This is a genomic window from Clostridium sp. AF23-6LB (assembly GCF_003461085.1).
Classification (GTDB): domain Bacteria; phylum Bacillota; class Clostridia; order Lachnospirales; family Lachnospiraceae; genus Coprococcus; species Coprococcus ammoniilyticus.
In genome coordinates, this window is the sequence record NZ_QTWK01000003.1 from 317,078 (window position 1) to 332,761 (window position 15,684).

General features: G+C 40.7%; 13 protein-coding genes. 3 read left to right on the plus strand and 10 right to left on the minus strand.

The window, feature by feature from the left end; genetic code table 11:
- Window positions 1–35 precede the first annotated feature (35 nt).
- From DWY07_RS08490 to thyA, 4 genes are all read right to left on the minus strand, one after another.
- Entirely contained in the window at window positions 36–2,543 is a 2,508-nt protein-coding gene (locus tag DWY07_RS08490; RefSeq protein ID WP_117822692.1) for a hypothetical protein, read from the minus strand.
- 40 nt (window positions 2,544–2,583) lie between these two features.
- Window positions 2,584–3,606 (minus strand): rhomboid family intramembrane serine protease, encoded by a 1,023-nt coding sequence (locus DWY07_RS08495; RefSeq protein WP_117807636.1) that lies wholly within the window; start codon window positions 3,604–3,606, stop codon window positions 2,584–2,586.
- A 2-nt stretch (window positions 3,607–3,608) separates the two neighbouring features.
- On the minus strand, window positions 3,609–4,718 hold the full coding sequence (locus tag DWY07_RS08500; protein WP_117807637.1) for a heavy metal-binding domain-containing protein: 1,110 nt from the start codon (window positions 4,716–4,718) through the stop codon (window positions 3,609–3,611).
- Between the two features lie 131 nt (window positions 4,719–4,849).
- Window positions 4,850–5,680: a thymidylate synthase gene (thyA, locus tag DWY07_RS08505; RefSeq protein ID WP_117822694.1), complete on the minus strand. Its 831-nt coding sequence runs from the start codon at window positions 5,678–5,680 to the stop codon at window positions 4,850–4,852.
- Between the two features lie 180 nt (window positions 5,681–5,860).
- Between thyA and DWY07_RS08510 the strand changes: the two genes are divergently transcribed.
- Both DWY07_RS08510 and DWY07_RS08515 read left to right on the plus strand, forming a co-directional pair.
- Window positions 5,861–6,277, plus strand: a complete 417-nt coding sequence (locus tag DWY07_RS08510; protein ID WP_117822695.1) for a helix-turn-helix transcriptional regulator — start codon at window positions 5,861–5,863, stop codon at window positions 6,275–6,277.
- Between the two features lies 1 nt (window position 6,278).
- A complete protein-coding gene (locus DWY07_RS08515; protein WP_021943764.1) occupies window positions 6,279–6,671 on the plus strand; it encodes a helix-turn-helix transcriptional regulator in 393 nt (130 codons plus the stop codon).
- A gap of 33 nt (window positions 6,672–6,704) precedes the next feature.
- Here DWY07_RS08515 and DWY07_RS08520 read toward each other — a convergent pair whose 3' ends face one another.
- The 6 genes from DWY07_RS08520 to DWY07_RS08545 form a co-directional block, all read right to left on the minus strand.
- Window positions 6,705–7,583, minus strand: coding sequence for a TIGR01212 family radical SAM protein (locus DWY07_RS08520; protein ID WP_117822696.1), 879 nt, complete (start codon window positions 7,581–7,583; stop codon window positions 6,705–6,707).
- Between the two features lie 118 nt (window positions 7,584–7,701).
- On the minus strand, window positions 7,702–8,349 hold the full coding sequence (locus DWY07_RS08525; RefSeq protein ID WP_021943762.1) for an HAD-IIIA family hydrolase: 648 nt from the start codon (window positions 8,347–8,349) through the stop codon (window positions 7,702–7,704).
- 26 nt (window positions 8,350–8,375) lie between these two features.
- On the minus strand, window positions 8,376–10,034 hold the full coding sequence (locus tag DWY07_RS08530; protein WP_117807641.1) for a putative manganese-dependent inorganic diphosphatase: 1,659 nt from the start codon (window positions 10,032–10,034) through the stop codon (window positions 8,376–8,378).
- 80 nt (window positions 10,035–10,114) lie between these two features.
- Complete coding sequence (carB, locus tag DWY07_RS08535; protein ID WP_117784906.1) at window positions 10,115–13,318, minus strand: carbamoyl-phosphate synthase large subunit; 3,204 nt, start codon at window positions 13,316–13,318, stop codon at window positions 10,115–10,117.
- A complete protein-coding gene (locus DWY07_RS08540) occupies window positions 13,318–14,391 on the minus strand; it encodes a carbamoyl phosphate synthase small subunit (protein WP_021943759.1) in 1,074 nt (357 codons plus the stop codon). The genes carB and DWY07_RS08540 overlap by 1 nt, the downstream gene beginning before the upstream one ends.
- 165 nt (window positions 14,392–14,556) lie before the next feature.
- Complete coding sequence (locus DWY07_RS08545) at window positions 14,557–15,210, minus strand: epoxyqueuosine reductase QueH (RefSeq protein ID WP_347465383.1); 654 nt, start codon at window positions 15,208–15,210, stop codon at window positions 14,557–14,559.
- Between the two features lie 148 nt (window positions 15,211–15,358).
- Here DWY07_RS08545 and DWY07_RS08550 point away from each other — a divergent pair, with 148 nt between their 5' ends.
- Window positions 15,359–15,592 (plus strand): hypothetical protein, encoded by a 234-nt coding sequence (locus DWY07_RS08550; protein ID WP_021943757.1) that lies wholly within the window; start codon window positions 15,359–15,361, stop codon window positions 15,590–15,592.
- The last annotated feature ends 92 nt before the right edge of the window (window positions 15,593–15,684 follow it).

A 15,684-nucleotide genomic window follows, 5' to 3' on the forward strand; every position in this document is an offset into this window, starting at 1 on the left:
ATCAAATAAAAAATAATATTTATATATTAATCTAATTATTTGTCATTCCTCTTAAGCTTGTATTTCTTCTCCTGTTTTTTATCTAGGTGCTCAAGCTGTTCTTTTCTGTTATCTTCTTGTTCCGATATCCCCTTCTCATCAGATGACAGATCCGCGTTTTCGACGTCTGTTTCATCTTCAATCAGGTTAACAAAACTATCACTATGCATATTGAAGTAGTCTGTATTTGATGCATATTTGGTTCCAAGCTCTATACCAAGTCTTGCCAGTAATTCATCTGCCTGATTAATAAGCTGTTCTTCTTTTTCCAGATTATCTGACATTTTTCTGTCATATTCAGCCTTCATATCAACCGTTTCTTTCATCAACTCTACAACTGGAGGTTTGTCGCTGTTATAATCCGGAAACAGACTTGAACGAAATATCGGGAAGTCCCGTCTATGTGCCGTTTTCTCCGATTCAATCCCGTATTCTGGTTCTTGTTCCGTTTCAGATTCCGGATTGACCTCGGCCTCTAAATTCATTTCAACCACAGCTTCAGAATCAATTTCAACATCCTTCTCAGCTTCCGTCTTACTCTCAGATTCTTTCTCAGAATCAGCCTCAGCTTCGACTTCTAATTCTGATCCAGGATCGGAATCAGCCCTAACCTCCACTTCCGGCTCGATTTCTACTTCCTCTTCAGCTTCATTCTCTGTTTCGACTTCCACTTTTGTGTCAGATCCGGTTGCTGCTTCGATCTCCACAATATCATCATCCTCATATGCCTGTTCAAATGAATCATCTTCCCAGGTATCTGCGTCAAATGTATATTCATCAAGCGACTGAATCGCTATATCTATATCAAACGGATCATCAGAAGTTGTTTTCTCCATTGTATCCGTTGATTCTAACTCCAGTTCCTGATTTTCCTCCAGCATCTCTGCCTTTTCAGCATCTTCTGCAGGCTCAGCGGTTTCTGCTGTTTCTTCAAGCTCAGATTTCTCAGTTTCTTCTACTTCCTCTATAACAACAGAATCATCATCTTCCCCGGCCGGCCCTGGCGTCTCAGCACTATCGGCATCTTCTTCATTCGATTCTGATGTCTCAGGTTCTTTAGCATCTTTTGTCTCCGCCTCAGTAATCTCATGATCTTCAACAGATTCCGTATATTCTGATTTCTTCTCAATCTGTTGCTCATCGGTTTCAGATTTTTCAGGTTCTTCCGATTCAACATTCTCAGGTTTCTCAACATCTGAAGCGTCAGTTATATCTTCGGATATAATCTCTTCCGGAGCTTCTTCGAGAATCTCTTCTGTATGTTCATTCGATGGTTCCGGCATGATTGCATCATCCACATCTACCATCAATACAGAATCATATTCTTCGTTATCAAAATCAAAATCGTCAACGCCATCTTCAAATGAATCCTCTGATAATTCATCCAGACTTCTCGGCTTCTTCTCATCCCCTGTAGGATCAGCAACCGGTTCTGCTTCAGCTTCCATGCCATTCTCAGCGACAGTTTCATCAGATTCCGGATTTACAATCTCGCCAAGAAGCTGATCACGGTCTACTTCTGAGTTCTCCTGCTCCGCAAATGCTTCCTCAATTGCCTCTTCTTCTTTCTTTGACATCCGGTTCTTAAGGAACCACTTTTTCTTTCCGGTATTCTCTTCCTGATCAGAATTCTCCGGAGTATCCAATACTTCCTGATCTGTCTGTTCTTTCTGCTGTTCTGCTTTTTTTTCCTGTTTCTGTAACTTCTTGGATTCTTTCTTTTCTTTCGACTTCAGAAGCATCTGTTTAAACTTCATAGAATTCGTAACTGGTTCCCGATCCTCAACCATCAATGTGATCTTTGGATCTTTCGGATGGATTCTCAAATCATCTGCTTCTAATACTTTCTCTTCCATCAGACGGACATCCTGCTGCGCGATATCGTCATCCATTGCTTCCGTTTCAGGATAACAATAGATGGCTTTATCAACATCATATAATTTCTCTCTTAACTGATTCACCTTGTCAATATAAGATGAACCTTTATAAGTTGCACAGAACATCTCGGCTTCCGACTGGAATTTTTCTTCATTTCCCATTGCTTTATACAATAAAAGCATCTCAAAATCCCAGATATCACTTGTTTCTTTTTCATTTGCCGATATCAGAATACCATACAATTCCTTGTACGGTTTTCTTTCTGCTTTCGCAAGCATATATTCGATCCTGTATGTACCCGCATCTTTTTCATTCTGATTAAATTTATATATTTCATAATAGGTATTTGCCAGTGAATAAAAGCCCATGGATAAATATACCCGGATCAGAGAATATATGATCTTATTCCCTACAGGTGCCATGGAATGTGCTTTTACAAGAGCAGCACGGGCTTCCTGATACCGCCCGTTTTCATAATAAACTTCACCACAGATCTTAATAAACTGTGGCGAAAGGGACTTGGTCAAATCCTGATGTTCAAGTATATCCAAAGCAAGACTATAGTCTCTGCTTTCAGCCAGTTCTTTAATTTTATTCACACTTGACATACTTATTCCAGTACCCATCAAACCATACTCCTAACAATTTTTTCATCTCTTAATTTTATCACATAGGTTTATCTTTTACAACAGCCTTATGGATCAGGATCGCAATTATACCAACTAAAAGTCCAGCGATAAGGCCGCCTACATGCGCTGCATTATCAATTCCATCTGAAACATATCCATTTAATATTGTGAGCACGGATAAAAACAAAAGATCTTTTAACGAAATTCCTGAAATATGTCCTTTATTAAAAAATGCAAATACGATCAGCACTCCCATCAATCCACAGATTGCCCCGGATGCGCCACCTGCATATGTATAATAATTTCCCAGATAACAGCTGATCAACGAACATATTGAAGCGGTGATCCCGCAAAACAAATATGAAATCAGAAAGCCAATCCGTCCCATCAGATTCTCAACTCTCGCTCCCAGCGCAACCAGAACAACCATGTTGCTGAATAGATGAATCAGAGAAAAATGATAAAATATGGATGTTATGATTCGATAATATTGCTTTTCTACGATTACGTCATACAAATTATCCGCAAGCAATTCCTCCAGCCAAGAATTTCCCGCTGCATCTCTTGTATATACAGATATCACAAAAATAATAATATTGATTAATATCAATATCGGTGTTATTACACCAAACGTTTTACGGATCCTTGAAAGATTCCTGCCCTTTTCCTGCAGGATCTGTTTGTCAAGCACCGGCTGCAAGCCATCAAAATCCATTGGCTGATTTTCAAACACATACAGTTTGCCATAGTCTTCACTGAACAGCCAGACATTGCTCATCTTTGAAACAATCTCATTTACAGAATCATCAAACAATCCATTCGGTGTCAGTAATATATTAAGCAGTTCGATTCTTTTATCACTGTCTGCAGACAAGTCATGTATGATCTGTCTGTTAAACTTCTGTAAGCTTTCTGCCCTCAGATCTCTGCTGCTTCCAAGCACAACAACATATATGGCATCTGTTCCCAGTCTGCCATATACGTTATTGCTTTCAGGATTCAGTTTTTTATATCCCATTTCTTCCAGATGCTCAATTATCTGTAGAACATATTGCTGCATTTTTATAATCCAAGGAACAGATTCTCTACCTTTTCAATAACCGTATCCTTCATATTGCCACGGGTCTTCTCATACTGAAGACCGGACTCCATGATTTCCAACAACTGCATACGAAGGCCGGAATCAATGTCCTTAATGTGCTTCATAAGAACATCCTTGATCTCCATAACATATTCTTTCTGACGCATTTCCTCAATCATAGGCTCATAATTAAAGGAAACCGTGTTCTTCATCTCATCCTGTTTTCTGGAACAGATCACACATTCTTCTGCTCCGCCCTCATTTACATGACCACAGTTACAGGTCCATACCAGTCCGTCTGACTTATAGTTACATACCGCATCCAGACCTTTTTTCATCTTAAGGGCTTTGAACTTTAATGGACTGAGATCTACATCGATCGGATCATCTCCGCAGGAATATACTCCACGGGAAGTTACATACTTCTGGATATATACCTTTGAGCTTGAAATGATCTTTATGTACTTATCCGGAAGCTTACATTCAATATAATCAGACTTCAGAAGCGACTGACCTGTTTTATCAAATACGAAATCAACTCCGGTCAATGTGATCTCATCACCATAAATATTTGTAAATTTAATATCTGCCTTGATTGCTTTGATATCTTCCATATTGTAATTATTAAACCATGCTGATATTCTGGTTCCTTTTCCTTCTGAAGCAAGAACGATCTTTACAGCTCTTGGAACAAGCTTGTCATAATAGTTATTAACATATAACTCTTTTCTGACAAATACACTCTTCTCAAATTCGGACTGATATTCTTTCTTGATAGAAACCAATGTACCCGCAGCAACAACAGATGTAATATTAGATGAGTAATCTACTACATTTGTATGGAAACCTACAACTGCATTGTACTTGGTCTTGCCGGCCATCTCCTTGAATGACTTGATTGCTTCATTCATTGCTCCATCCAGCTTCTCCTGATATATGCTGCTTCGATCTGTAGCAATATCTGCAATTGATGAACCAATCTCCTTCAGAAAGTTTGAACTTAAAATTGTCTGCACAAATCTATATGGACCATATTCTGAGATCTCATATCCTTCAAAACTTGTGCCAGATGTAATCATAATATCTTCCATGTGTAACGCACCTCCAAAAATATATGAAAATTGTACCACAAATTTTTAGAATAGACAAATACTTTTTGTGAATTTTATCTTAAAATACAATCTTTTTTTAGTAATTTTATTCAAATAACTACAAATATCCGTTAAATCGCGATTGGAATATTTTTCACCTGAGGTCCGGTCTTATAATCTTCGATCGTAAAATCATCTACTGTGAACTCATAAAAATCCTTTACATCCGGATTCATTTTAAATTTCGGTGCAGGATAGGTTTCTCTCTCGATCAGTTCCTTCACGATCGGAATATGGCGGTCATAAATATGTGCGTCTGCGATCACATGAACCAGTTCACCCGGTTTGAAGCCTGTCACCTGCGCGATCATATGAACCAGCACTGCATACTGGACCACATTCCAGTTATTTGCTGCAAGTACGTCCTGTGAACGCTGATTCAATATTGCATTCAGGCGGTCTCCGGTCACATTAAAGGTCATACTGTATGCACATGGATACAGATTCATTTCGTGAAGATCCTGATGCACATACATATTGGTTATCATACGTCTGCTGTATGGATTATGTTTCAGGTCATAGATCAGACGATCCACCTGATCCATCATACCCTCTTTATACTGATGTTTTACTCCCATCTGATAACCATATGCTTTTCCGATCGTGCCATCTTCATCTGCCCAGCTATCCCAGATATGGCTCTTCAGATCATGGATATTATTTGATTTTTTCTGCCAGATCCAGAGCAGTTCATCAATAGCAGATTTCACATATGTCTTGCGAAGTGTGATCGCCGGAAATTCTTTTGAAAGATCATACCGGTTCACAACACCAAACTGTTTGATCGTATAGGCACTGGTTCCATCCTCCCATTTTGGACGAACCTTTTCCCCTTCTGTACTGTATCCGTTCTCTATGATCGAACGGCACATTGAAATAAATATATCATCTGCACGGCTCATTTTTATACCTCCATTTTTATCTTCTGAACTTTTGTAATTGTACCGTATCAATATTAAAAACGCAACTTTTTATCCCGAAACATGCAAGTTATTACATCAAACCATACAAGTTATTACATCAACGCTCCTGCAGCCACCTTTTCTGTTATGATTGAAAAAAACAAATGAAAGGAATCCAATATGAAAAAAGAAAACAATCCACTTCCTGACTTATTAAAGTATTTCCGCAAGAAGAAACATCTGACTCAGGAACAGGTCGCAAAACAGTTGTCTGTATCCCGTGCCAGCTATGCCAGTTACGAAACCGGAAGGATCATCCCCGGCATGCAGCATATCATGGAATTGTCCCGGATATTAGAGCACGACTTTCTGTTTGCCTATACTCTGGCTGTCCAGAATGCTCCGGCCGGTGCAATGCCGGAAGCAGTTTATGAAGAAAATCCATACCTTGCCGTTCCGGCTCTGCCCACAGATGCACAGAGCAATGAACGATCTGCAAAAATCGCCTGTCTGCCATCCATCGATCAAAAGCTGATCGACACTTATATAGATCTGCGTATTTCAGACAGTAAAACTACAAATGAAAGGAACTTCTAATATGACAACGAAAACAAATATAGGAAGTGCTCTTACCGCACTCAGAACCGGAAACCATCTTACCATTCAGGAAGCAGCAAAGCATCTGAAACTCACACCCTCCTCCTATTCCAATTATGAACATGGCCGCAGTTATCCGGATATCCGGCTGATCTTCCGCACAGCCGTATACTATCATATCAATATTGAATTTCTGATCTTTCTCGTCTGCATTGATCTTGCTTCTTTCGAAAATCTAAAAAACGAAGAATTGTTCCGTCTGTTTACCTACGGACACACCTTTTCCTGGGACTTTTTTGAATTGTTTGAACGATATAACTCCCTTTCCGATGTCTACAAACATGCTGCTTCTACTTTTTTAGAAGCAGCATCTATCTGCAATCAGCAGATATAGAAACAACAAAAATGCAGCAATCAGTTTCCCGGGCTATGCCTGCCTGACTGCTGCATTTATCGTATTCATTACTTTTTTCTTATCTGAGCTCCAAAGCGGTGCGATCAATAGTTTCTTTGGCCCATCTCCGGTCAGACGGTGGATCACCATATCCGGCGGCAGTACCTTCAGACACAAAACAACACATTCTGTATAATCTTCCAACGATAAAACAGAACATTCTCCATTCTGATACAATTCAGCAAGGTTGGTTCCTTTAAGGACATGAAGTAGCTGCAGCTTTATGCCCTGTGCACCGCTCTTTCCTATATACTCTGCTGTTTCGATCATATCTCTCTGCGTCTCTCCCGGAAGTCCCAGTATCATATGTACGATCACATGTACACCAAGATCCCTGAGTTTTTTTACCGCCTCGTCATATACCGAAATGGGATATCCGCGATTGATAAACTTTGCCGTTTCCTCATGTATCGTCTGAAGTCCGAGTTCTACCCACACCGGCTTGATCCTCTGTATATCACGCAGCATATCGATCACCTGATTTCCCAAGCAATCCGGTCTGGTTGCAATTGAAATAACCGCAATGTCTGACCGCATCGCTGCCTTTCTATAAATATCCCGCAAACGGTCGATATCACCATATGTATTCGTAAATGACTGAAAATATGCAATATAATGTTTACCTTTGAACTTCGAAGCAACCAGCTGTTTTGCCTGTTCAATCTGTCGATCTATGTCCATATCCGCTTTTGGACTGAAATCACCCGATCCTAGACTACTGCAAAAAATACAACCGCCAATTCCTGCCGTTCCATCCCGGTTCGGGCAGGTGGTTCCGGCATTTAATGACAGCTTGTATAATTTCTCCCCGAAGGTATCCTTTATATATTGATTCGCTGTATATATATTCATCTTACATATTCCTTATACATTGATCCGCCATGTACATCTGCATAGTGCATATCTTTCATATCAAACCGATTCATAAGCCCATCCAACTTCCTTATCAGTCAGGCAGCAGCTCTACCGTTTAAAAGAATTCGAGCAGCTCCTCCGGCTTATGGATGATCTGGGTAGCACCATGTTCTAACAGGAATTCTTCATCACGAAAGCCCCAGGTAACAGAGATACATTCCAGTCCGCTGTTCTTCGCGGTCATGATATCCACATCTGAATCTCCAACATAGACTGTACCTTCCCGTCCGATCTGCATTTCCTTCATTGCTTCGATGCAGGTATCCGGTGCCGGTTTCTTTGCTACATTTGCAGACTCCCCAATCGCAGTATAAATATACTCTCCAAAAAACTGATCCCGCAGTCCCTTTACTGCAGCATCAAATTTGTTCGATACGATCCCTGCCGGTATTCCTTTTTCTTTTAACACCTTAAGCACATCGATAACTCCCTCGTAAGAACCTGTCTTATTCAACATATTCTTTGAATAATGTTTCTTGAATATCGCAAGTGCTTTTAATGTATCATCTTCTGAAGTTCCCGTCGGAACTGCACGCTCCATCAGCTTTTCTACACCATTTCCTACAAAACGGCGGACCTCATCGATTGTCCGTTCCGGGTAATTCATCTGACGAAGTGCATAATTTGTACTGTCCGCCAGATCCTCTAATGTATTTAAAAGTGTTCCATCCAAATCAAATATAACTGCCTGATATTTCTTCATTGTACATCTGCCTTTCTGCCTTTATTCTATTCCGGCTGATCGAGTTCCTGTACAGCCCGAACCAGTGCCGGAACAATCTGTTTCTTTCTGGAAACCACGCCCTCCAGATATGCATAATGATCTACAAATTTCGTCTGGAACGCACGGGAACAGATCTCCTCTGCCTCATCTCCAAATGCCAGCATTCCGGAACTATCGTCTAAAATGCTTGTCATTACAAACAAAAATACATCACAGCCGTTTTCTGTATAATCGGTCAGATACTCGTACATACTCTTCTGTATCTGTTCAATCTCTCTGGTATTGATCGATGTGATCTGTCCGATCGCAAAGGTACGTCCGTCAATCTCAAATTTCTTATAATCCTGATGCAGAATCTCATCAATCGTCTTTCCCTTCAGATTACTTCCGGCATCGAACATTTCCATTGCAAAATCATTCACATTTATCTCTGCAAGCTGTGCAAGTGCATATGCTGCATTCTTATCCTCGCAGGTGCAGGTCGGCGATTTAAACAGCAGCGTATCTGATAAAATAGCCGCACACATCAATCCCGCAATCTTCTTATCCGGTATAATATTCTGTTCTCTGTACATCTGATATATGATCGTAGATGTACAGCCGACCGGCTGATTTCTGAAATAAACCGGTGCAAGTGTTTCTACATTTGCAATTCTGTGATGATCGATGATCTCCCGGATCTCTGCCTTGTCGATATTATCAACCGACTGGGTACGTTCATTATGATCGACCAGGATCACCTGTTTTTTTCTGGCATTGATGTAGTTACGTCTGGAAACCAATCCCAGATAATTCCCGCTCTTGTCTACGACAGGGAAATAACGGACTCTCGTCTTCGACATTACGCTTTTGATCGTTTCAACCGAATCATCCTCATTAAATGTCATGATATTATCACGAACCATAAAGAATCTTACCGGTATACTTTGACCGATCAGTCTGGCCACCTTATAGGTATCATTCTGTGATATGATGATCGAACAGCCCTTAAATGCTGCAAGTTTTACTACATCATCATCTACCTTATCCACCAGACAAAGGATCAGCATACCTGCTCCCTTTTCAATTGCCATCAGCTGGGATTCCTTCCGGTCACTTAAGATAACTAGGTCACCCGGTTTTATAAAATGCTCCATCAACTCCACATGAGCCGCTCCAATGATAACTTTTCCATTTGTGATATAGCTGTGTGGATTTCCACAAACCATCTCACCATCGATCGTTTCAATAATATGACGGCATCTGGTTCTCGCTTTATACAGAATGTCGTCCTCCGAATTCAACATATAAGCTTCTGCAATATCTCCGACAGTTAATATTCCACGAATCTTTCCATTCTCCACAACCGGCAACGTCGTTGCATCATTCTTCTGCATGATCTCAAATGCTTTCTTCATTGTTGTATCACCCGGTACACCGGAAACGAGTCGGTAAGAAATATCACTCAATTGGGTGTCCACGTTTTTGATCAACTCCGGCACTTCCACATCAAAATAATTTAATACAAATTCTGTTTCTTTATTGATATTACCCGCTCTTTTGGGAATATATTTATTTTCTGACTGATTCTTAAGATCTGCATACGCGATCGCTGAACAAATTGAATCCGTATCCGGATTCTTATGTCCGATCACAAATACCTCATCTCTTGGAATGTTATGCATATTCCACCTCCTATTAAGAACGCAAAACAGCCTGCTGCAAAATGCAGCAGCCTGTTTTGTCAGGTTGTATCATATTATACTTATAATTCGCTGATGTCAACCAGTGATAATCGTCTGTTTGCGGATGACTCCAAACTTGTAAGCAGCGCATTCGCTGTATCAAGACTTGTAAGACAGGTAACGCCGGTTTCAACTGCATGACGTCTGATCACGAAACCATCCTTGCTTCGTTCAATACCCTGTGACGGAGTATCGATGATCAGATCGATCTCATGACTTAAGATCAGATCCAACAGATTTGGTGATGGTTCCTCTACTTTGTTGATCAGTTCAGCAGGTACTCCATTCTCATTCAGGATTCTACATGTGCTCTTTGTAGAGAAGATCTCATAACCAAGAGCCGCAAAACGTCTGCCGATTTCTACTGCATCCATCTTGTCTGCGTCCTTAACTGTAAGAATCATCTTCTTTGTCTTTGGAAGATTTACACCTGCACCAAGGAACGCCTTGTAAAGGGCTTCGTTGTAGTCCTTGGAGATACCAAGACATTCACCTGTTGATTTCATTTCCGGTCCCAGACTGATTTCAGCTCCACGGATCTTCTCAAATGAGAATACAGGCATCTTGATCGCAAAGTATTCTGCTTCCGGCTGAAGTCCCGGCTTATATCCCATATCCTTGATCTTCTCACCTGTGATAACACGGGTTGCAAGATCTACGATCGGAATACCGGTAACCTTGCTGATATATGGAACAGTACGGCTGGAACGAGGATTTACCTCAATTACATATACTTCATCATTGTATGCGATAAACTGTATATTGATCAGACCGATTACATGAAGGCTGTTTGCAAGCTTTCTTGTATAATCTTCAATTACACGTTTGATCTTTGGTGAAAGTGTCTGTGCAGGATATACAGAGATACTGTCACCGGAATGGATTCCGGCTCTCTCTACATGCTCCATGATACCAGGGATCAGGATGTCTTCTCCATCACATACGGCATCTACTTCTACTTCCTTACCCATGATATATTTATCAACCAGAACAGGATGCTCCTGAACATGTCTGTTGATGATATCCATGAATTCAATAATATCTTTATCAGAGATCGCGATCTGCATTCCCTGTCCACCTAATACATAAGAAGGTCTTACCAGAACCGGATAACCGAGTTCATTGGCTGCCTCTAAGGCTTCATCTCTGGTAAATACCGTCTTTCCGGCAGGTCTTGGGATACAACACTTCTCAAGGATCTCATCGAATAATTCTCTGTCCTCAGCGGCATCTACATTCTCTGCACTTGTACCAAGGATCGGAACACCCATCTCCATCAGTGCTTCCGTCAGCTTGATCGCTGTCTGTCCGCCGAACTGAACAACCGCACCATCCGGTCTTTCCAGATCTACAATTGCTTCTACATCCTCTGCTGTCAGCGGCTCGAAATACAGCTTATTTGCAATATCAAAATCTGTACTGACTGTCTCAGGATTATTATTTACGATAATGGTCTGGTATCCCTTTCTCTCAAATGCCCATGTACTGTGTACGGAGCAGTAATCGAATTCGATACCCTGTCCGATACGAATAGGACCGGAACCAAGAACCATAACCTTCTTTACGGAATGATCTTCCTCTACTTCACTCTCACCGTCGAAGCAGGAATAATAGTATGGTGTAGATGCTTCAAACTCTGCAGCACAGGTATCAACCATCTTGAAAGATGCACGGATACCATAGCCATACCGCAGCTCTTTGATCTCTTTTGTTGTCTTTCCTGTAAGCTGTGCGATTACCTTATCCGGGAATTCTACACGCTTGATCTCCTTCATCAGTTCCTTGGAGATATCTCCCTTGGAATCACGGATCTCCTGTTCATAGTCAACCAGATTGTTGATCTTATCAATGAACCAAAGATCAATCTTTGTGATATCGTGAATTGCTTCCTGTGTAATGCCACGGCGAAGCGCCTCAGCAATAACAAAGATACGTCTGTCATCTACATGATGCAGAAGCTTTAAGATATCACTGTCAGACATATTCTTATATCTGCTGGAATGAAGACCATCTACATGCTGTTCCAGAGAACGGATTGCTTTCATCAATGCGCCCTCAAAGTTTGTGCAGATACTCATAACCTCACCGGTTGCCTTCATCTGTGTTGTCAGATCATGATCTGCCTTGATGAACTTATCAAACGGAAGTCTAGGAATCTTAACAACAACATAGTCCAGTGCAGGCTCAAAGCTTGCAAATGTCTTCTTGGTAATTGCATTCTTGATCTCATCCAGATTATAACCAAGTGCGATCTTTGCAGAAACCTTGGCGATCGGATAACCGGTTGCCTTGGATGCAAGTGCCGACGAACGGCTTACACGAGGATTTACTTCGATTACACAATATTCAAATGTAGTTGGATGTAATGCAAACTGTACGTTACAGCCACCACGGATATTTAATTCAGAAATAATATTTAATGCAGATGTACGAAGCATCTGATACTCTTTATCACCCAATGTCTGGGATGGTGCTACTACGATAGAGTCACCGGTATGGACACCGACCGGATCCAGATTCTCCATATTACAAACTGTAATACAGGTACCATTTGCATCACGCATTACTTCGTATTCGATCTCTTTCCAGCCTGCGATACAACGCTCTACCAGAACCTGACCGACACGGCTGAGTCTCAGACCATTCATCAGAATCTCGACAAACTCTTCTTCATTCTCAGCGATACCACCGCCGCTTCCGCCGAGGGTGTATGCCGGACGGAGTACAACCGGATATCCGATCTTCTTAACAAATTCGAGACCGGCTTTTACCGTTGTAACAACCTCAGATGGTGCTACAGGCTCATGGATCTTCTCCATGGTTTTCTTGAATTCCAGTCTGTCCTCTGCTTTTTTGATTGTTGAAGAAGATGTACCGATCAACATAACATCATGTTCTCTTAAGAAACCGGATTCTTCCAGTTCCATTGCGATATTTAAAGCTGCCTGACCACCCAGTGTTGGCAGAAGGCTGTCTGGTTTTTCCTTCTCGATCACTGCTTTTACAACATCGGCTGTTAATGGCTCAATGTATACCTTATCTGCGATATCCTTATCTGTCATGATCGTAGCCGGATTGGAGTTGATCAGAACAACGCAAAGGCCTTCTTCTTTTAATGAACGACAAGCCTGTGTACCGGCATAATCAAATTCTGCAGCCTGTCCGATTACGATAGGACCGGAGCCAATTACAACAACTTTTTTAATATTCGGATTCTTTGGCATTACTTAGACACCTCCATCATATTCATAAATACATCAAACAAGAAGTCTGTATCAAGAGGACCGGCACATGCTTCCGGATGGAACTGTACGGTCTGTGCATTCTTACCAAGGTAATGAACACCTTCTACTGTACCATCATTTACATTGATAAAGCTGACCTCGGCAACCTTTCTGTCAAGGCTCTCTTCTTTTACCATATATCCATGATTCTGGGTTGAAATATAAACCTTTCCGGTCTTTAAATCTTTTACAGGATGGTTCGCACCCCTGTGACCGTATTTCATCTTTACGGTATCGCCGCCATTTGCAAGTGCAAGCAGCTGATGTCCAAGACATATTGCAAAAATAGGAATATCTGTATCGAAAAGTTTTTTCACTTCTTTGATTGTAACCTTACAATCCTTTGGATCTCCAGGTCCGTTTGTTAACATGATGCCGTCCGGTGCATCTGCGATGATCTCCTCCGCAGGTGTCTCAGCAGGATATACGGTAACCTGACAGCCTCTCTTTAATAAAGATTTGATAATATTTCTCTTAACACCGAGATCGATAACAGCTACCTTGTAGCCATCTCCCGGATAAACTTTCTTTTCTTTGCATGTAACATCAAGAACAACATGTCCCATCTCCCATGCTTTGATCCGCTTCAGACAATCTTCAAGGTCATAAGAAGAATTTGTTGTGATCATGCCCTTCATTGTACCCTGATTTCTGAGGATCTTTGTCAAGGCTCTGGTATCAACTCCCTCGATACCTGTTATATTGTTATTAATAAGGAACTGGTTAATACTCTGTTCACTTCTGAAGTTACTTGGCTTCTTCGCAATCTCTCTTACAATAAATCCTGACTGCCATGGTTTATCAGCCTCCATATCTTCCAGACATACACCATAATTACCAATCAACGGATATGTCATACAAACTGCCTGCCCGGCATAGGATGGGTCTGTCAACACCTCTAAGTAACCTGTCATAGACGTATTGAAAACAATTTCGCTTATGATCTCATCGGTTGCTCCAATACTGGTGCCTTCAAATACATGTCCATCTTCAAGTATCAAAAAAGCTTTCATAATACAATTCCTTTCTTCTTTTTTCTATTTTTGCTCAAAAAAAAAGAGTGAACAGAGAATCTGTGCACACATACAAAGATCCTCATCTGCCTCTTTTTTCTAGTTTTGTCAATTCTAACACATTTGTTATTGTTAGACAACACTTTTTCATCGAAATTCGTCAACTTATTTCTGAGCAGCTTCCTGCTTCATTTTTTCTGTTGCTTCATACGCTCTTCTGCTGAACTCACAGCCGCAGAAGTTCTGTCTATATAAATTATATTTCTTTGAAAGCTCGATTGAGCGTTTATATCCGTTTTTCTTCTTAAAATCACTATGTAAAAACATTATACCATACTGCTCACCCAGCTCTTCTCCGATTTCATTGAGCCAGTCTGCATTTTTATGTGGACTGATCGACAAGGTTGTGGTGAAATAGTCATATCCATGTTCTTTTGCAAACGCGGCACTTTTATCCAGACGAAGTTTATAACAGGCATAACACCGTATCCCGCGTTCCGGCTCTTCTTCCATTCCTTTTGCCATTTCAAGAAACCGTTCGCTCTCATGCTCTTCCAGATATGGTTCCACCCCATTCTCCTGATATACTTCATGGACAAAGCGTTTCAATTCGTTCCAGCGTTTCCCGTATTCTTCATCACTTGTGATATTCGGATTATAAAAATAAGCAGTAATATCAAAATAATTGGCCAGGACTTCCAGACAATGACTGGAACAAGGGGCACAGCAGCAATGAAGTAGAAGCTTCTTCTTACTGCCGGAATCCGATATTTTCTTTAATTCTTCTTCCATCATAGTATAATAGTTTGCATTTTTCACTATTTATCTCTCCTTTTTTATAAAAAATAACGGAAGTTTTTTCCTTTTCTTGTCTTTTTGTGCACTATTAACAGTTGACTTTGTGCTATCTATACAATATACTATATTCAAACAAACATAGGCATACTATATGATGGAGGTGTTTATCATGACAGTTGAACAGGCAATCAAAAAATATAAATTACAGCCGGTAAGTGTCAGTGTTGCTAAAGTGAAGGCCAAAGAACTGAATGTGGAGGAAGTTTTGTACATGAATGTACAGAAGAATAAATACGCCTACATTGTTAAAGATGGTGCACGGGGAATCATGCTTTACTCCGACGAAAGAAGTCTTTATACCAAACTGTATAAAGGACTTAAGATGACTCCTCTTCAGCCATAATTTCGTATTTAATTTCACACCACATAAAAGAAGCTTATCATCAGAAGTCCGGATTTCAGACCGGATCTGTTATAAGCTTTTTTTAATACTCT

Coding starts and splice junctions, on each gene's coding strand:
- DWY07_RS08490 (WP_117822692.1), bottom strand. CDS start 2,543: ATGGGTACTGGAATAAGTATGTCAAGTGTGAATAAAATTAAAGAACTG.
- DWY07_RS08495 (WP_117807636.1), bottom strand. CDS start 3,606: ATGCAGCAATATGTTCTACAGATAATTGAGCATCTGGAAGAAATGGGA.
- DWY07_RS08500 (WP_117807637.1), bottom strand. CDS start 4,718: ATGGAAGATATTATGATTACATCTGGCACAAGTTTTGAAGGATATGAG.
- thyA (WP_117822694.1), bottom strand. CDS start 5,680: ATGAGCCGTGCAGATGATATATTTATTTCAATGTGCCGTTCGATCATA.
- DWY07_RS08510 (WP_117822695.1), top strand. CDS start 5,861: ATGAAAAAAGAAAACAATCCACTTCCTGACTTATTAAAGTATTTCCGC.
- DWY07_RS08515 (WP_021943764.1), top strand. CDS start 6,279: ATGACAACGAAAACAAATATAGGAAGTGCTCTTACCGCACTCAGAACC.
- DWY07_RS08520 (WP_117822696.1), bottom strand. CDS start 7,583: ATGAATATATATACAGCGAATCAATATATAAAGGATACCTTCGGGGAG.
- DWY07_RS08525 (WP_021943762.1), bottom strand. CDS start 8,349: ATGAAGAAATATCAGGCAGTTATATTTGATTTGGATGGAACACTTTTA.
- DWY07_RS08530 (WP_117807641.1), bottom strand. CDS start 10,034: ATGCATAACATTCCAAGAGATGAGGTATTTGTGATCGGACATAAGAAT.
- carB (WP_117784906.1), bottom strand. CDS start 13,318: ATGCCAAAGAATCCGAATATTAAAAAAGTTGTTGTAATTGGCTCCGGT.
- DWY07_RS08540 (WP_021943759.1), bottom strand. CDS start 14,391: ATGAAAGCTTTTTTGATACTTGAAGATGGACATGTATTTGAAGGCACC.
- DWY07_RS08550 (WP_021943757.1), top strand. CDS start 15,359: ATGACAGTTGAACAGGCAATCAAAAAATATAAATTACAGCCGGTAAGT.